This window comes from Spirochaetales bacterium, from assembly GCA_016930085.1.
In the GTDB taxonomy this organism is placed as follows: Bacteria; Spirochaetota; Spirochaetia; order SZUA-6; family JAFGRV01; genus JAFGHO01.
In genome coordinates this window covers 39,254-56,805 of the sequence record JAFGHO010000013.1, presented here as the reverse complement: position 1 = coordinate 56,805, position 17,552 = coordinate 39,254, and the positions used below count along the sequence as shown (strand labels likewise).

Annotated in this window: 14 protein-coding genes; 8 read left to right on the top strand and 6 right to left on the bottom strand. The window is 49.9% G+C overall.

What is annotated here, in order from left to right:
• Positions 1-62: 62 nt before the first annotated feature.
• Genes JW881_01830 through JW881_01810 form a run of 5 tightly spaced genes read right to left on the bottom strand, consistent with a single transcriptional unit; the run spans position 63 to position 5,495 of the window.
• The gene (locus tag JW881_01830) at positions 63-1,136 is read right to left on the bottom strand and encodes a polyprenyl synthetase family protein (GenBank protein ID MBN1696228.1); all 1,074 of its coding nucleotides are present in this window, start codon (positions 1,134-1,136) and stop codon (positions 63-65) included.
• On the bottom strand, positions 1,120-1,809 hold the full coding sequence (locus JW881_01825) for a carotenoid biosynthesis protein (GenBank protein ID MBN1696227.1): 690 nt from the start codon (positions 1,807-1,809) through the stop codon (positions 1,120-1,122). Before JW881_01825 ends, JW881_01830 begins: the two co-directional genes overlap by 17 nt.
• On the bottom strand, positions 1,806-2,630 hold the full coding sequence (locus JW881_01820) for a phytoene/squalene synthase family protein (protein ID MBN1696226.1): 825 nt from the start codon (positions 2,628-2,630) through the stop codon (positions 1,806-1,808). Before JW881_01820 ends, JW881_01825 begins: the two co-directional genes overlap by 4 nt.
• A 55-nt stretch (positions 2,631-2,685) precedes the next feature.
• Positions 2,686-4,272, bottom strand: coding sequence for a 4Fe-4S dicluster domain-containing protein (locus JW881_01815; GenBank protein ID MBN1696225.1), 1,587 nt, complete (start codon positions 4,270-4,272; stop codon positions 2,686-2,688).
• Between the two features lie 59 nt (positions 4,273-4,331).
• Positions 4,332-5,495, bottom strand: coding sequence for a glycosyltransferase family 2 protein (locus JW881_01810; protein ID MBN1696224.1), 1,164 nt, complete (start codon positions 5,493-5,495; stop codon positions 4,332-4,334).
• A 41-nt stretch (positions 5,496-5,536) separates the two neighbouring features.
• Here JW881_01810 and crtI (JW881_01805) point away from each other — a divergent pair, with 41 nt between their 5' ends.
• Genes crtI (JW881_01805) through JW881_01795 form a run of 3 tightly spaced genes read left to right on the top strand, consistent with a single transcriptional unit; the run spans position 5,537 to position 8,422 of the window.
• On the top strand, positions 5,537-7,033 hold the full coding sequence (gene crtI / locus JW881_01805; GenBank protein ID MBN1696223.1) for a phytoene desaturase: 1,497 nt from the start codon (positions 5,537-5,539) through the stop codon (positions 7,031-7,033).
• Entirely contained in the window at positions 7,030-7,710 is a 681-nt protein-coding gene (locus JW881_01800; GenBank protein ID MBN1696222.1) for a lysophospholipid acyltransferase family protein, read from the top strand. The genes crtI (JW881_01805) and JW881_01800 overlap by 4 nt, the downstream gene beginning before the upstream one ends.
• A gap of 52 nt (positions 7,711-7,762) precedes the next feature.
• Complete coding sequence (locus JW881_01795) at positions 7,763-8,422, top strand: hypothetical protein (protein ID MBN1696221.1); 660 nt, start codon at positions 7,763-7,765, stop codon at positions 8,420-8,422.
• 170 nt (positions 8,423-8,592) lie between these two features.
• Here JW881_01795 and crtI (JW881_01790) read toward each other — a convergent pair whose 3' ends face one another.
• On the bottom strand, positions 8,593-10,074 hold the full coding sequence (gene crtI / locus JW881_01790) for a phytoene desaturase (protein ID MBN1696220.1): 1,482 nt from the start codon (positions 10,072-10,074) through the stop codon (positions 8,593-8,595).
• Positions 10,075-10,188: 114 nt separating this feature from the next.
• Here crtI (JW881_01790) and ispH point away from each other — a divergent pair, with 114 nt between their 5' ends.
• From ispH to JW881_01765, 5 genes are all read left to right on the top strand, one after another.
• On the top strand, positions 10,189-11,076 hold the full coding sequence (ispH, locus tag JW881_01785; GenBank protein ID MBN1696219.1) for a 4-hydroxy-3-methylbut-2-enyl diphosphate reductase: 888 nt from the start codon (positions 10,189-10,191) through the stop codon (positions 11,074-11,076).
• Between the two features lie 73 nt (positions 11,077-11,149).
• Complete coding sequence (locus JW881_01780; GenBank protein MBN1696218.1) at positions 11,150-12,307, top strand: hypothetical protein; 1,158 nt, start codon at positions 11,150-11,152, stop codon at positions 12,305-12,307.
• A 3-nt stretch (positions 12,308-12,310) separates the two neighbouring features.
• On the top strand, positions 12,311-13,855 hold the full coding sequence (locus tag JW881_01775; GenBank protein MBN1696217.1) for a hypothetical protein: 1,545 nt from the start codon (positions 12,311-12,313) through the stop codon (positions 13,853-13,855).
• A gap of 26 nt (positions 13,856-13,881) precedes the next feature.
• Complete coding sequence (locus JW881_01770) at positions 13,882-15,489, top strand: glycosyl hydrolase (protein MBN1696216.1); 1,608 nt, start codon at positions 13,882-13,884, stop codon at positions 15,487-15,489.
• 318 nt (positions 15,490-15,807) lie between these two features.
• Positions 15,808-17,496, top strand: a complete 1,689-nt coding sequence (locus JW881_01765; protein ID MBN1696215.1) for a glycoside hydrolase family 11 protein — start codon at positions 15,808-15,810, stop codon at positions 17,494-17,496.
• The last annotated feature ends 56 nt before the right edge of the window (positions 17,497-17,552 follow it).

Genomic DNA, 17,552 nt, shown 5'->3' with positions numbered 1-17,552 from the left:
GAATGATATGCGGCCGCAGTATGGAATGATATGCGGCCGCAGTATGGAATAAGATGCGGCCGCTATATTGAACGGTGCGCGTTATAATCGATAAACTCCCTGAAGAGCTTTCCCGCCGCAACTGATGCGACCGGAAGCGATTCGAGGAGTGCGGAAACCTTTTCCGTCATGGAATCGATCATCCGGCTGAGTTCGTCGCGAATCCCGAGTCCGGTCACAAGCTTCCTGATATATTCGATGTCCTCTTTCCCGATATCGTCCCGCCCGATACAGGACATGATCCGTTTTCTCTCTTTTTCTCCCGCTTTGTTGTATGCCTTGCAGAGATACAGGGTCTTTTTCCCCTCCTTGAGGTCCGAACCGATCGATTTCCCTACCGCATCCTCGTTTCCGAAAAGACCGATATCGTCGTCGACGATCTGGAAGACGGTTCCCATGAGTTCCCCTATTTCAGCGATGACTTCGAGATCCCCCTCACCGACGCGCCCGAGTATCGCCCCGATTTTCAGGGGGAGGGTATAGGTATATCTGCCCGTTTTGTAAACGTAGAGATTGAGGATCGAATCTTCATCGATCATCGATTCTTCGGCACCCCATGCGACATCGAGCATTTGAGCCACTCCGACATAAAACATTTCACGGCTGCAGAGTCTTAGGATTTCTTTTCCTGCCTCGCGATCGATTCGGAGGGAGTTGAGCAGGTCGAACGCGAGAAAAAAGGAAATGTCGCCGCCGCAAATACCAAGGGCTTCACCGATGTGATACGGATCGCGAAGCGACTTCCGTCCCGCCTCTTCATAATAGATATAGTGAAAGGAGGGTTTCCCTCTTCGTTTCATGTCCCTGTCCATAATGTCGTCATGAATGAGGAGGGATGACTGGAGAAGCTCTAAAGCGGCACCGATTTTGACGATCTCTTCCTCCAAGGCGGGGCTGATATCAGTCTTGAACATCATACAGGAAAGACTGACCAGTCCGCCCCGTATCATTTTACCCAGCCTCGAAAACTCATAGATCCGGGAAAGGACATCGATGCCGTCGAGATGCAATAACGCAAGACGCTTCCTGCTTTGATCGAGAAAGGATTTCAGGAAACGAGATATTTTCTCTTTCTGTTCACTAAAGAAATATTTCATGAGACCACTCCGCGATAAAGATGAAAACAAGGAGAGAAAAGAAAAAGGCGGCCTGTATGAACACATAGAATGCGGGAAGAAAATTTCCGTATTTCTTTTTCCCGGCCAGCAGGGAAATCGAGGCGCACAATGAAATCAAAAACCATGCGAGGTAATTCTGAAAGGGAATCGTCCCTCCCGCCCACCGCCAGTAATTGAAATGCATTGCCACCGGTTCGAGAATTATATCGAACACAAGACAGGCAGAGGCGGTGAGGAGTGCAGATAGAAAGATATTGTTGATTTTATGTGCAAAAAAGATTGTTGTTCCCAAAATAATGATGGTCCAGTTGAGACCGATTAAGGGGGGTACACCGAAGATAGCGGGTCCGAGGACCGGGCCGTAGGCATATGACCCGAAAACAAGGCCCGTATTAACGCCGATTACCTCGATGAAAAATGTCAGAAGAAAAACAACGGCGTACCACACAAAGAGATATCTGTCCGGGGGAAATGAAACGGAGAATAGCACAAACAATCCGGCAATCAGGAGAAAAAAGGGGGTGACGAAAAGCGCGAACGGTCTGGTAAACGGAATGATATGCAGGAGGAAACCGACCGCGAAAGATATCGCAATATTTCTTTCAATGAGTGACTTGTATCGAATAAAAAGAATCCCGATCTCCCTCTTCATCCCGGTTGTTCCACCATATTCTTCAGTAATTGCAGCAGTATTCTCCATTTTGGAGGTTTGACCTTTTTTTTATAGACAATCAAAGGATCTTTTCTTATTTTATCTGCGGACCAGAGGTACATATCGGCTGCGGTCTTGATCGGGATCAGGTAACGGCGCGGAATGTAGCGGTATCCTTTTTCCGCTTCCTTTTGCCAGCTTTCGTACCTGTCGATCTGTTTTCGGTGAAAAGCGATGAACCGGGAGGTATGCGCTCGGACATGATTTTCGTTCAGGGATGAAAGGCCTGAATCTTCAAGGGGAAGGTACCTGCGGCCGAGGGCATTGTCTTCCGCAATATCACGGATGAAGTTGATGTACTGCATCGCCCTGCCCTGCATTCGCGCCGCATGAAAAGCCTTTTCGGGAAGGTCGAGTATCCGGGACATGAACAGACCGATTACTTCGGCGGATCCGTAAATATATAAAAGGGTTTCCTCGAGGGTTGTGTAAACGGATTTTGTCAGGTCCCATTCCATCGACTGCAAAAAGGCGTCGATCCATGAGGGATCGAAAGCCTTTCTCTTCATGAGTTCGACAAAATCATCAATGATGATCTCACCGCTTTTCCTGCCCTTGAGGCATTGATAATACTGATCCTTGAAGCGGGAAAAACCATCCGAGTCCTGGGGGATATTGTCGACGAAATCATCGGCAATGCGAACGAATCCGTAAAGAATGAAGACATCTTCCCTGACTGCTGGGGGAAAGAAAAGACTCGAATTGAAATAGGTCTTGCTACCCCTTTTAAATGTCTTGTAATGAATGGTTGTGATCGCCATATTAGATGCCTCCTGGCTTGTTCAGGTTTCCTGTGACGCTGAGTCGCATACCTGCTTACATCTCCCTGTATGACGGTCCGTATCCGCCTTCCGGTTCATTCCATTCGATATTATCATAGGGGCATTTGACCTTGCACGCCTTGTCGTGAATGCAATTGACGGATTGCACATGGAGGCCGCCGTCGATCAAAGAATACACACCGCCCGGGCAGAACGAAACACATGGGTTCTTTTCCCGGATACCGCAGACAATGCATTGGCCGGCGTCCTTAATGTTGATATGTGAGATGGATGTTTCATCATGGATTGTGCCGGAATAATGGACGAAGAGGTCCTTGTCCGCCTTGTGTGTTTTCCCGAATCGGAGTTTTCTCCGTAAAGCCCTTGTTTTTACCGCGTCGCGTTTCATGGGTAATATACCGGGGATCGCCCGCATCAGAAAGGTAAGCGGCAGACCGGCATACAAACCGAGGGGGGTGGTAAAAAGCTGCCTGAAATTCCGTGCCCGGAAAAGTTCGGGGAGAACGCCTTTTTTATACAACTCCCTTTCATAGCTGCGGACGATGTCCGTATTATATCCGGCCTCCACCTGAAAAACCGAGTCCGCGGCGGCAAAACCGGATGCGATCGCGCAATGCAGCCCTTTGATAATGGAGGTGTTCACAAAACCGGCAGCGTCACCGAGCAGCAAGGCCCCCGGAACGCCCGGGGCGGTAAGCGCGCCGTATCCTCCGCAAGGGACCGTTTTCGCGCCCGCTTCCGCGAGTTCGGTATTGAGGAGGTACCCTTCGATCGCCGGATGGCGTAAAAAACGTTCGAACTCCTCCTGCGGATCGAGATCCCGGTATTTCCAGCCGAGGCTGACCACGAGACCGGCCGAGATAGCCTTCCCGTCGGCACTGTAGAGAAAGCCGCCGCCAAAGACATCGGGCGGCAATGGGTAGCCGAGTGTGTGAATAACCCGCCCGGCACCGAAAGGATTCGGCCCGTTTGTCCTGAAGAGCTTTTTTATCCCGATTGAATAGGTCTGCTGGTGGGCATGGGGGAGGAGACCGAATCGTTCTTTGAGCCGGGAGGAGAGGGTTCCGAGGCTTCCATCCGCGATCAGGGTGACATCGGCATAAAGTTTTTCTGAGGGTTTGAAGCCGTACTTTTTCGTTCCGTCTTTATTGATTCCCTGTTCCGGGATAACGATCCCGTGCACCTTTCCCCGCTCGACAATAAGATCGCCCGCTGTTACACCGTAAAGAACGTCGATGCCTTCTTTTTCACAAAGCGCGGCGAGTGATTTGCAGAGTCGTGAAATAGAGAGGATGACATCGCCGAAATGCCGCTGCTCAGGTGGAAGCAAAGCGGCCGGGAGGGCCGTTTTACCGCATGGTGAGAGGAACGCGAGGGAATCGTGCCGTACCTGTTCCGCACCGATCGATTGAGGCAGATTGTCCGAGAGAGCGGTTAAAAACCCTTGCTTAACAAGCCCGCCCGAAAGCGAATGATAGCCGGCCGATTTCGCACTGTCAATGACCAGTATGTTTTTTTGTATTCCTTCACGATCGTAATGCCGCTTAAGCCGCAACGCGCTGCTCAATCCCGCAGGACCGGCACCGGTGACCAGTACATCAATCTTTTCTTCGTTATCCATCGAAAGATCCTTTCACTTGATTATCTGTATCAAAAATGGAATGTATTGTCCACCGGGTATCACGAAAGTCTTATCGTGCGGTTTTTCCAGACAACTTCTTTTTTTACTTTCGAGACATATATTGAACGGAAAAAGAGAAAGAGAAAAAAAAGTATATATACGGGATAGACGAATGAACAGATGGGATGGAAATTGCCAGCTTTCCGGGACATTCCGAATATCTGTAATCCATAGAGCGAAAATATCACAATAAAAAAAGCGGTAAAAAAAGGAGAGCACCCGAATGCGATTAATACGGGAAACGAAAAACTGCTCATTATTCCCGTAATCCATGCGGCCAGCATCACAATCGAGGCCTTCCCCGACATTTCTGAGGCTTTCGAGAGGTTTTTCGTCCAACCGCCGACAAGTGACGCGATCCCTTCCGGATACATTGCATAGGTAATATGGGGGCCGCCGCCGAAACAAAAAATCTGAAATCCCTTTTCCTGAAAAAGCCTTCCCATGGCCATATCGTCGACGAGTTCGTTTTTTATCGCTTTATGGCCGCCGGATTCCATATAATCATTCCTGTCGACGAGGATACACGGACCGAACAAACCGGCCGTTTTTCCCCGTTTTGACATAATATTGAAGGCGTCGACGCCGGCAAGGACCACAAGATTCGGAAAAAGCGAAAAATGTTCGTACCATCGGCTTACGGAGTGATATGGCTGGACCGATACGATTCCCGGTTGTTTTTCTATTGTGTGAAGGAGGATTTCGAGTGCCGCGGGTGAGAGACGGACATCAGCGTCGAGGAAAAGGAGGTAGTCACCGGAAGCCGCCTGCGCGCCTTTCCAGCAGGCGTGAGTTTTCCCTATCCAGCCGTCCGGTTTTTCCGGTATCCGTATAAGGGTGGTGCCGAACCGGTCGGCGACGGATGCCGTACCGTCCGAGGAATCATCATCGACAACGATGATCTCGAAATTCAGGTACGATTGCCGTTTCAATGACTGAAGCAGCGGCAGAATCCGATGTGCTTCGTTTCGAACGGGAATGATCACGGAAACCATGGCTTGCGCGTGGAGGGTGGATTCATGACGAGTAACGGCGCTGAACCTGAAGAAAAGAAAAAATCCGGCGATCATGAGGAGAAGGGCGAGAAGGATATTTATCGAAGAAAGCATATCGATCATGCTCATCATGAGGATGATTCTATACGACAATTGTCGTTTATTCAATGTTTGACACTGCGGCATTTACCCGTTATACTCGGTTTTTGATGAAACAATGTGCAGTCATCGGTGGCGGACTCGGCGGTCTCGCCGCAGCGATTTCTCTTGCCCACACAAATGTATGCGACGTCCACCTTTATGAACAGGCCCCGCAGCCCGGAGGAAAGGCGGGTTCCATTGTCATTTATACCGATCATCAAAAAAAACGGCGATTCCGCTTTGACACCGGCCCGACGATTCTGACCATGGCGTTTGTCCTCGAGGACTTTTTCCGGTCGGTTGGAGAGGACCTTTCCGATTATCTTGACTTGCAGCGGCTTGAAACACATTGCGACTACTATTATCCGGACGGGCTTGTTTTTCACGCGTACACGGATCACCAACGGTTTTATCGCGAAGCGGGAAAGAAGTTGAAAGATCCCGTCCGGTCGATCAAGGCGTTCAAACGGTATTGCGGGAATATATACGATCTTGCTTCCCCGCTGTTCCTTTTCAATTCCTTTCACGAACTCGATACGCTTTTTTCGGCAGATCCAAAAGAAATCCTTCCGCATTTAAACCGCCTCGATTCCTTCAGAACCATGCACGGGGCGGTTTCATCATATTTCAGTGACGAGCGGTTGATCCAGCTTTATGACCGGTATGCGACATTCAACGGATCGAATCCCTACAAGGTTCCCGCCACCCTGAATATCATTCAGCATGTCGAAAGCCTCGGCGTCACGGTCCCTTCAGGCGGTATCTGGCGCATCCCGGGGGCGCTTCATCAGTTAGCGGAAAAAAAAGGGGTGACCGTCACATGCAATTCGCCCGTTTCAGGTATCACGCGAAGCGGAAGGCGAATTACCGGTATCACGACAGGCGGAATTAAAAAAGCATATGATATCGTTGTTTCGAACGCCGATGTCAGATATACCTACACACACCTCCTGCATGACACTTCAACGCCGGGCGCCCTGAAATACAGGATAAGCGAACCGTCTTCGTCGGCTATGGTGTTTTTCTGGGGGATGAATTGCCAAAGCGGATTGAACACCCATTCGATCCTCTTTTCTTCCGATTATAAAAATGAGTTCAAAGCCATTTTTAAAAAACTGGTATGTCCGGATACACCGACGGTCTATATCTATATTTCATCAAAGTATTCAAACCGGGACTGTCCTGAGGGGTGTGAAAACTGGTACGTGATGATCAATACACCACGTGACCGCGGACAGGACTGGAAAAGTGAAACGGTACGAATGAAACGAGCCGTCCTCTCCTTGATAAAATCGCGTCTCGGCATCGACGCCGGGAAATATATTGTCTGCGAGCATGTGTACGGTCCGCGTGATTTTTACCGCATGACTTCAAGCACGTTCGGAAGCCTGTACGGGCTTTCCTCCAATTCGCTGACCGCGGCCTTTCTCAGGCAGGGAAACCGTTCGCGGTGGTACCGGGGACTCTATTTTTGCGGCGGCAGCGCACATCCCGGCGGCGGAATTCCGCTTACCGTTCTGTCCGGTAAAATGACCGCAGACCTGATAAAAAAGTACGAGTTATGATCAAGGCGCATCACCGGCTTTGGGCACAGCTTTTTTTCAATCGATATCTCGACAGACTCATCAAAAAAAACTTTGAAGGGTTCTACCTGGTAAATGAATTACCTTCACTCCCGCTTGAAAAATCCCTGCTTTTCACACCAAACCATATAAGCTGGTGGGACGGATTTTTTGCCTATTCCCTTCTTCGAATATTGACCGGCCGGGCGGTTTTCCTGATGATGCTCGAACGCGAACTGCGTCGATACCGTTATTTCAGCAAGATCGGCGCCTATTCGATCAATCCCTCATCGGGAAGGGAGACGATCCGGTCGATCGCCTATACCGCTGAAATTCTTGACAATCCGGACCGCGCGGTCATCTTTTATCCACAGGGTGAAATCGAACCGTACTGGAAACGGCCTCTTTCAATCAAAAGGGGAGGACTCCGCTCGATTCTTTCAGGAAAATATGGCCCGTTACCGCATTGCGAACGAACGGTTTTGGTCGCCGGCTTCTGCATCAATTATGGCAACAAAAAATATCCGGATATTATCGTCCGCTTTGGAGAACCTCTTTCACCCGATGAGATTATCGGTGATTTCAAACGATACGAGGCGGTTTTTCACGAAAATCTCGACAGACTGGACAGGGCGGTATGCGGACGGGATTATATCAGGAATATCATGCCGTTACTGTAAGGGTATTTCCCCTTTATAAAAAAATTATTAATATAAGTGTAATGAGGTTGCCATGAGAAAAGCGATATTACATTTGTTTTTCTTTATCTTCTCTGCTATGATAACGGTTGTGCATGGATACGGTATTGATGAGGTATGGGCAATGTATTACATGACACAGGCGGACGACAGTGAGCTCGATCGGGAGATCGGTGTCTATGAAGCGATATCGTCCCCCATACCGGAGGATGATATATCGCTTGCGATACTCTATATCCATAAATATCTGCGTACGGGGAAAACCGTCTATAGCGACAAAGCGCACAAACGATTTAAAATACTGAAGGACTCCCACCTTCCCGATTATCTTGTCATCGCGTATATGGGAATGTCATCCTCTTTTCAGGCAAAGAAAAAGACTATTTTCGGGGCCGATGACCTCAAGGCGATGGCCGCTTCTTTCCGTTCCATTCCCGAACATATCGAAAACTGGTTTATCCGTTTTTTGCGGGGCACCTCCTGTTATGAAGTGGGTAAAAAATTGCCCGATATCTGGATCATGGGAGAAATAAAAAAAGAAGCGCTCGATATGGGTAAAGCGGATCTCGCTTATGTTCTCTCCTGCCATGATAAAGCCAATATTTTATCGTTCACTCTCTCGGGATATGACCGTAAAAGGAAACCCGTCCCCGAATCGGTCAGGAAAACGATCGAAGAGATACTCGAAAAATAGTACCAATACCGCCCGTAAAGGAAGCCGTACGAACGTAGCGGCTGATGTGCAGAAACATGCCTGACATGTACAGACACCGCTTTCAATTAGATAAGAGAAGCGGTCCTATCGTCATTATTCAGAGAAGGCGGCTTGTCTATGATAGTAAATCGTCTTCAATGCTGTCCGGTTTATGCTGCCGGAGAGTTTTTGGCGACGGCCGCAGCGATCATACGACCACCGATTAACGCCATCGGCATCCCGATGCCCGGTTGCGTGTAATGGCCGCCGTAATAGAGATTTTTCACCTTTTTGCTTTTATGCCTGGGTCTGAAAATTGCCGATTGAAAAAGGGTATGAGCAAGACCGAGTGCCGTTCCCTGAAAAAGATGGTAATCGCGCATGAAATCGCGCTGTGAGGCGATTTTCTTGACCGCGATCTCGGCCTGAAATGATTCCCCGAGGAGTTTCTCGATATCGTTAATAATCATATCGGTAAAAACAGCACGATGTTCATCCGAATCGTCGAGTCCCGGCGCAATGGGGACGAGGACAAAGAGGGTCTCTCCCCCCGGAGGGGCTACGGAAGGATCTGTTTTTGACGGACACCCCATATAGTAACATGGATTGTCCGGCCATCGCGGGGTCGAAAAAATATCGGAAAAATGTTTTTTCCAATCCCGTGCCAGATAGAAACTGTGATGAATCAATCCCGGCAGCTTCTTGTTAATGCCGAGATAGATGAGGAACGTCGAGGGCGCAAGGGTTCTCCGATTCCAGTAGCCTGAGGAATAATTGCTTTCGCCCGATGAAAGCAGAACCGTATCGGTAAAATGATAATCCGCAGTGGAAACCACGATATCGGCTTTTATATAGCCTTCTTTTGTCTCTATCCCTTCCGCCTTCCCGTTATTGACGACAATGCGGCGTGCTTCCGTTCCGAACAAGAACTCGACGCCGAGTTCGGATGCAAGCGCATAAAGGGCGAGGGGAAGCTTCGCGATACCGCCCTTTGGATAAAACACACCCTGGGTGAGATCCGCGTGGGCCATGAGGGAAAAAAGGGCGGGAGTGGTAAAGGGACTGCTTCCAAGAAACACGGTATTGAACTCGACGATCTTTTTCGACCGGTGGTCGTCAAAGAACCGGTCGACAAATGAATCAAGTTTCCCGGCGATATTGAGTTTTATACCGTCAGTGAAAAGGCGGGGATTCGCCATATCCAGGATGGAGGTAAAGTCCTTGTAGAGAAAGTGTTTGAGGACGATTTCGTATTTCATCCGGGCATTGTCGAGGTAGCGGGAGAGTTTTTTTCCTCCGTCTTTCTCGAACAGATCGAAGAGTGCCCGGTTTTTTTTCTGATCCCGGCAGAGGGTCGCCGTGCCCTGACCTTCGAAGTAAATTCTGTATGACGGCGTAAGGTCTGCCAGTTCGTAATAGGAGCCGGTCGCTTTACCGAATTGCGCGAAAAAATCGTCATATACTTCCGGCATGAGGTACCATGAGGGGCCCATATCAAAGGTGAAACCCTTTTCGGTAAATCGGCGTGCGACACCACCCGGAGTCGTGTGGTTGTCCATGACCGTTACCGTGTATCCCGATTTTGCGAGCAGACATGCCGAGGAAAGACCGGCCAGTCCGGCACCGATAACAAGAATTTTCTTCTCTCCCATGAGTCTTCCTTTCTCTTTTGTTGCTACTTTATCACAGTCGCGTATTAGTGGCAATGACATCTTGTCGATAAGGTCTTGTTTTAACCTGTCACATCGCTTATAATCGGATGTGATATGCGAATCGTCATACCAAAGCTTTCAGGATTCTGCCCCGGCGTCAAGGAAGCTGAAAAAACGGTGATGGACTATCGCAAACGGTTTCCCGACACGCCGATTTATGTTCTCGGCTACATGATCAATAACAGGAAATATATCGAGTACCTGAAAGAACGGAATATCATAACCGTCGATTCTCCCGATTCACTCTGCCCCGGCTGTATCGTCGCAATCCGTACCCATGGAATCGACCGATTTGTCGAGGAGGATTTACGAAACCGTTTTGAGGTGATCGACCTTACCTGCAGCAAGGTAAAGAAAGTGCAGAACGCGATCAACGCCTATTCCCGTGATAATTACGATATCGTCATCAATGGGAAAAAACCGCATCCGGAGATGAAGGGACTGATCAGTTATGCGCGTCATGCCCACATTATCGAAAACCGTGAAGACCTGAATCGGTTCATGCGAGAAAGCGATGTGCGGATAAAGATTTTTTCTTCGAGAAATATTCTTATTATTTCACAGACAACGGGCGACAGGACGCTTTTCGAAGAAATCGTCGACAACGTGAAAAAACGACTCGATTCACAGGTAAATGTCCAGGTCATCGATTCGATCTGTCCAGTGACGGAAAGCAAGGAAAGGGAGGCGCTGCTTCTCCAACGGACCTGTGACATCAGTTTCGTCCTGGGCGACAGGCTGTCGTCCAACGCGAACAAACTCTTTTCCATCCTCAAAGGGGCGAAAGAAGATGTCTACTTCATCGAAGGAATCGACGACATCGAAAAACAGGCGATCGGCCTGTATGAGTACGAAAACGCGATGATTGTTTCTTCCGCATCGACTCCCGCGTTTGTCGAACAGGCGGTGGCGGGATACCTTGAAAGAAAAGGAAAGCCGTAAGGGAATCACAAAAGGCAGTGACGGCGACAGAACATGCATTGGACGATTCGAAACAGCAATGATATAATCACTCATGATAAAAAGGCTTTCTTTATTATTGCTGCTTCTGGTTTTTACCTTGCCTCCGGTCTGCCCCTCTGATAATGAAGAAAGCGTAAAACTCGAGATTCTGTTGACGCCCGTCGTTTCTCTGACCGAAAATGAGGAATTTTCTTATCTCAAAGGCATCATTTACAATGTCCTTCTCATCAATATGAAAAGCCAGGAAACCCTTTCCGTGCTGAACGATCGTGAGGATGCAGAGACCGTAATTATGAGGCAGACTGAGTTTGAAGACTATGTCGATACGTTGAAGAAGAATTTTCCCGGGGCTTCGGCAGTGATGGCTTCATATTACGTCGATGAGAACAACCTCCACCTGATTGTCAATGTGTGGGATCTCGATTCCCTTCGGGTAAGAAAAAGTTTTATCGAAACAATGCCCGCCGATCTTGACATGCTCGGGAATATCGAAAAAACGGCTTCCCGTACGGCGATCGCGGTCGCCGAAGAACTCCCCCCGACACTCCGTGAGGCCCTTTTCGAAAAACAGATCGTCATGAGTCTGAGGAAGAAAATCAATGACGAAGAAAAACGGGTTGAAGAGATTTTTTCACACCGCAACGAGATATGCATGATTCCATTTACCGGAATCGGATTGGGCAGGACGGTCGTCTCATGGTCCACACTCGGGCCTTTTGTCTCCCCGGTATTAGGTTGCGAGTATTCATTTTTTCCGGATGACCGCTTTCATTTACGGGTGGGGGTGGAATACCTTTGTTTCGACGTTCTCACCGCCAATCCGCTCCGTTACGAAATCACCTTCGAAGCGCTCGCAGGCGTGCACTCCCTCTCACTTTTTTCACTCTCGCTGGATGCCGGAATCGCTTTGATCTACGACAACAATCCCTCCTGCGCCGCACTGACCTCATCGTACCTGGGGGTACATGTCACGCCCGATGCCGAACGTTTATCGATTTCACTCCCCCTTCGGCTCGGATTGACGGTCTATATATCCCGCTGTTTTTTCATCCAGATGGCGTTGAAGTATCACGGACTTACATGGACAATCGAAACCGAAGATCCCGAGGCGTATGACGTGGGCCGGGACCGGCTTAAATACATATACGGACTGTCGCCGTGGAACCTTTTGTGCCTTTCGTTTGTCGCGGGAAGCGGCGTGAGGTTTTGAATCATGGGGAAACGAATAAAAATGACCAATGCCCTGCGTATCATCCATTTCATTGTCCTCATCCTTAACCCGGCAGTGTCTCTGCGGGCTCAGGCGCTACCCCTTTTGATTGTCGCCGATTTTCATCAGAACGGGATATCCGAATCCGAAGGGAAACTTCTTGTCGATCTTTTTTCCTATACCGCGTTTGAAACAGGTGAGTTTCTGGTACTCTCGCGGTATGAAAGGAACAAACTGCTCAAGGGCTTCGGATACAGCCGGAACAGACTCAAGGAAAAGGAATCGTACATCGAAGCGGGAGAACTCCTGCGTGCAGAATATCTTGTTATGGGACGTTGTATAAAGACCGATGAATCCGTCGAAATGGCCCTCTCACTCTGGGCGGTGAAGAAAAATGCACTCCTTGCCGATGTCTCCGGCGAATATACCTCTTTTGAAGAAGCAATCGACGGAGCGAGAAATCTGACCGGTGAGCTTGTTTGGTCCCTTGAAAAACGAACCATTTCAGACAACGAAAAGGCCTCATCGGGTCTATCGGAAACACTCTATGTTTCCCGCATCAGGCAGCGTATTCTCGTCGTTTTCCCTTCCGGAACGCAACCGGAGGGGACAGCCGGATTCCAGGTACTCGTGAACGATGCGTGTGGCCGTCTGTTAGAAAGCAGGACCGTCGAGATTCAGTTTTCCTCACTCGCCTATGATGTTGCGTCTCCGGATATCGAAGCCGGTTGTGAACTGGTATCAAAAAGGGACGCGCACACCCTCGCCGTACTCGGCGTTAAACGCAATGCGTATTCTCTCGATTTTTATACCGATGAAAAGACGCCTTTATTTTCCATCGGGTGCTCCCCGGAGAGAGACCGGGACGTTGAAGCGGGACGGATCGCGAAGCGGCTCGAAGCGGAACTCCCCCCCCTTCCCATGAAAACCATTGCCATGGAACTCCGCAATGAGATACGGATCAAGGAAAAACTCGATATGCTGCTTTTCAACGAGCGATACCTTTCCCAGCAATGGTTCGTCAATCTGCACCAGAGTGTCATCAAGCCGGCCGTGGCCGGGAAATTTCATCCCATGCTCAATATCCTCTCGCTGGAAGGGGATGTGTACTGGTATTACGCCCGTCTTGTCGGCTGCGGCGCTGGCTATGCGGTGTCCCTGGGGTATCCGGCGACGATCGACGCCAAACTTTCATCGCACCCGCTCGTTCTCCAGCACGAACTGAGGATTATCCCGTTCAGTTTCAGGAGCGCGGGCGAAATCGGGATCATCGCCAATATCGTGACATCGCTCAACATGCACAACGCCTACAAAATCGTCTACAACTCCGTTATCGATAAATACGATTTTCAGGACGAACGGATGCTGTCTTTCTTCAAACTAGGGCTTAACGCCGGCATCCTGTTCAATCTTTCCGCAAGCTATTCGATATTCGTCGATCTTTTGACATTGAGTTTTATCGTCCCGCTGAATATCGGGAACGTCACCTACGACAATACCGCCGTTTCCGGGGCGGTCGGGGGCGTCGGGGTCGTGCTTCGATTTTGAGTGGGCCAAAAAACAGGAGGAAAAAAATGAAACGACGTTTATTGCTGCAATCAATCGTTTATATCATCATCTGCTTTTCCGGCCTTGATACGCTGCGGGCGGAATCGGCATCATGGACAAGTTCCACCAATACAAACCGCTGGGTCGTCAATACGGATCAGACCTTTACTTCATACGACAATACCACGGCCAATCTGATAGAGATTAATCCTGATACAATGTATCAGGTTATCGACGGCTGGGGCGGCTGTTTCAACGAACTGGGATGGACCGCGTTGTCCGTATTGGGCGGGGCTGAGCGTACGTCGGTACTAAAGGCATTGTTCGATCCCGAGACCGGATGCAAATTCAACCTGTGCAGGATGCCTGTCGGTGCAAATGATTATGCGCTCGATTATTATTCATTCAATGACAACTCCGGTGATTACGACATGTCGGAGTTCAGCATCGAACGGGATCTGGGCTGTTTGATCCCCTATATAAAGGCGGCAATGGCTGTCCGCCCGGATCTGAAAATATGGGGATCGCCCTGGACCCCGCCCGCCTGGATGAAAACCAATGGCGTGTATAACGGAGGAAGACTCACCTGGAATACGCAAACCCTCGATGCCTATGCCTTATACTTTTCGAAATACGTCCGGGCATACCGGAGCCAGGGAATCGACGTCTACGCAATACATGTGCAGAATGAACCGATTTACAGTACGCGATACCCCTCATGCGAATGGAGCGCAACAGAGTTCAGGGACTTTATCAGGGATTACCTCGGTCCCCGTTTACGACAGGATAACCTGGATTGTGAAATCTGGGTTGGCACGATCCCCGATTCGGGCACGGTCAACTCCTATGCGGATACGGTCCTGAAAGACAGTGCCGCACGCGGGTTCGTCGCCGGTGTCGGCTACCAGTACGGTGGCAAAAACGCCATCCAATGGACCCACGAAACATATCCCGCCATGAAACTGATGCAGACGGAAAACGAATGCGGCAATCACGAAAACGACTGGGCGTACGCCGAACAAACCTTCGGATTAATGAAGCATTATTTCGACCGCTGGGCAAATGCATACATGATATGGAACCCCGTGCTGGATGAAACGGGCTTGAGCAGCTGGGACTGGGCGCAGTGTTCCATGATCTCCATCGATAAAAACTCGCGCGCCGTCACTTATAATCCCGAATTCCATCTTTACAAACACTTCAGTTATTTCATAGAGACCGGCGCGTGCCGCATCGGTTCAGGCGGAAGTTTCGGCGATCACCTCGCATTCAGGAATCCGGACGGGGAGATCATTATCGTTATCGCAAACAGGAGCGATCAATCAAAGACCGTGACCGTCAAAAACGGCTCTTTGATGATCAAGCCCGCTATTGCCGCACGGTCCTTCAATACCTTCGTCATTGGCGGAAGCGGACCGGCGCCGACTGCGGGGGAATTTTCACCCGGCGATGTCAATCACGACCGTTCCATTAATATCGTCGATGCATTGCTCGTTGCCCGGTATTATGTGGGCTTGAATCCCGGCGGTTTTTACTCCGGCGAAGGGGATGTGAACTGCAACGGCAGTGTCGATATTACGGACGCACTTCTGATCGCACGGTATTACGTCGGGTTGATAACGGAGTTTTGTTAAGAGAAGATTCTTATACCGCCGTTTATAATCGATAGATCGACTATCATCGCCGCTCAATAAAGAATCCCATTGCAGATTTTATTCACGAAAGAAGCACCCATTCCCGGTTATATGGGACGCACCATATCAATCCCGGCTGAAATATCCTAATATATATAACCTATAAAAAATGAAGGCAATTGACTATTACATTTTTAAAAAATATTTATCATAATAATCCGAACGAGAAAACAGAAATAATTTTAAAAGGAGGTGATTGGAAAACATAAGGTTATTACTAAAAAAAGTCAATTGAATAAAAATCGAAAGGAGTCAAAAATGAGAAATGTATTCGCGAGGAAACCGGCAATGGTGTCGGTTTTGGCTTTGGTAATCTGTATTGCCGCGGTGACGGGAACCGCGCAGACGATTACCTCGAATTCGACCGGCAGCCAGGGAGGTTACTGGTATACCTTCTGGACCGACGGCGGAGGGTCGGTATCCATGACGCTGGGTTCGGGCGGCCAGTTCAGCGTCAACTGGAGCAATTGCGGGAATTTCGTTTGCGGCAAAGGCTGGCAGACGGGATCTGAAAGCAGAACCATCACATGGACGGCCAACGCCGGCGGTGCCCAGTATGTCGGTCTCTACGGATGGATGCAAAACCCGCTCGTCGAATATTACATTCCGAGAAGCGGGGGCTCCAACCGGGGCACCTATCAGGCGGACGGGACGACATACACCCTGTATACGAACACGCGCACCAACATGCCTTCCATCGAGGGCACCAGAACCTTCGAGCAGTATTTTTGCGGAGGAGGCGGCGGCGGAAGCGTCAACTTCGGCGAACACTGTAACGGGTGGAGAAAACTGGGAATGGGTGTCGGCAGTCAGAACTACCAGGTGGTGGCGATAGAGGGATGGGGCGGCAGCAGCGGAAGCGCCAGCGCGACGGTCGGCGACGCACCGAGCCAGACCGCGGCCCCGACACCAGATACGACCCCGTCACCGTCTCCGCTTGCCAGCGGCAATATCGTCGTAAGGGCAAGGGGAACAATCGGCGGCGAAATCATGGAGGTACGGATCGGCAACAATGTTCTGGGCAGCTGGACCGTGACGACCGATTATCAGGATTATTACGCCCAGGGGGACGGAACCATCGATGTTTATTTTACGAATGACGATCAGGAGCAGAACGGGATGGATCTTCAGGTGGACTATATTACGTATAACGGCACGACATATCAGGCGGAAGACCAGGCGGTCAATACCGGTGTGTACAATCCGGACGACGATTCCTGCGGCGGTTCCTACAGCGATCTTCTGGAGTGTAACGGGTATATCCGCTTCGAAGTAGCGCCCGTGACGCCTGACCCCACGCAAACACCGATATCGACAACACCCCCGACGGCGACACCTTTAATCGGGGATTGTAACGTATCATTTTATCCCGTCAATTCGACACAGGCCCTGAACTCCACATTCCGGATCGATGTTATCGTGAATTCGGGAAGCCAGGCGCTTGCCGCATACGGTTTCACCATTACCTATAATCCCGATATCATGAGTGTCGTTGAGGTGGCCGAAGGGGCGGACGGATTTATCGCCGCCGAAAATACGGGAAATCCGGGAGAAATCATCGTCTCGGGATTCGAGACCTCGCCCACAGGGCCCGGTTCGAGTCTTCAGGTATTGGTTGTCACCTTTAATGCGGTAGCGGAAGGAATATCGGACCTCGGACTGTATGTCGACGAACTCATTGATGCGGATTTAAACACGATAGGGACCGCGTGCGGTATCGGCGGCAGCGTCGAAGTCACGGATGAAGGTATTCTTGGCGATGCGAACGGAGACGGCGAGATAGATATTCGCGACGCCCTGGTGACTGCCCAATATTACGTGGGACTTGCTCCGGCGAATTTTATTCCCGCCGCGGCGGACACCAATTGTGACGGTGCAATAAGTATCGTGGATGCGCTTGTTATCGCTCAATACTATGTCGGTCTTGTAGACGGTTTCTGCCTGTAATCCTGCGGTAACGCGATAAAAGCATTCTCCGTATGCCGTTATATACCGGTGTATGC

Excerpts from the sequence above, each read along its gene's own strand:
- JW881_01770 (MBN1696216.1), top strand. The coding sequence starts at position 13,882 with ATGAAACGACGTTTATTGCTGCAATCAATCGTTTATATCATCATCTGC.
- ispH (MBN1696219.1), top strand. The coding sequence starts at position 10,189 with ATGCGAATCGTCATACCAAAGCTTTCAGGATTCTGCCCCGGCGTCAAG.
- JW881_01765 (MBN1696215.1), top strand. The coding sequence starts at position 15,808 with ATGAGAAATGTATTCGCGAGGAAACCGGCAATGGTGTCGGTTTTGGCT.
- crtI (MBN1696223.1), top strand. The coding sequence starts at position 5,537 with ATGAAACAATGTGCAGTCATCGGTGGCGGACTCGGCGGTCTCGCCGCA.
- JW881_01795 (MBN1696221.1), top strand. The coding sequence starts at position 7,763 with ATGAGAAAAGCGATATTACATTTGTTTTTCTTTATCTTCTCTGCTATG.
- crtI (MBN1696220.1), bottom strand. The coding sequence starts at position 10,074 with ATGGGAGAGAAGAAAATTCTTGTTATCGGTGCCGGACTGGCCGGTCTT.
- JW881_01775 (MBN1696217.1), top strand. The coding sequence starts at position 12,311 with ATGGGGAAACGAATAAAAATGACCAATGCCCTGCGTATCATCCATTTC.
- JW881_01830 (MBN1696228.1), bottom strand. The coding sequence starts at position 1,136 with ATGAAATATTTCTTTAGTGAACAGAAAGAGAAAATATCTCGTTTCCTG.
- JW881_01800 (MBN1696222.1), top strand. The coding sequence starts at position 7,030 with ATGATCAAGGCGCATCACCGGCTTTGGGCACAGCTTTTTTTCAATCGA.
- JW881_01825 (MBN1696227.1), bottom strand. The coding sequence starts at position 1,809 with ATGAAGAGGGAGATCGGGATTCTTTTTATTCGATACAAGTCACTCATT.
- JW881_01780 (MBN1696218.1), top strand. The coding sequence starts at position 11,150 with ATGATAAAAAGGCTTTCTTTATTATTGCTGCTTCTGGTTTTTACCTTG.
- JW881_01815 (MBN1696225.1), bottom strand. The coding sequence starts at position 4,272 with ATGGATAACGAAGAAAAGATTGATGTACTGGTCACCGGTGCCGGTCCT.
- JW881_01820 (MBN1696226.1), bottom strand. The coding sequence starts at position 2,630 with ATGGCGATCACAACCATTCATTACAAGACATTTAAAAGGGGTAGCAAG.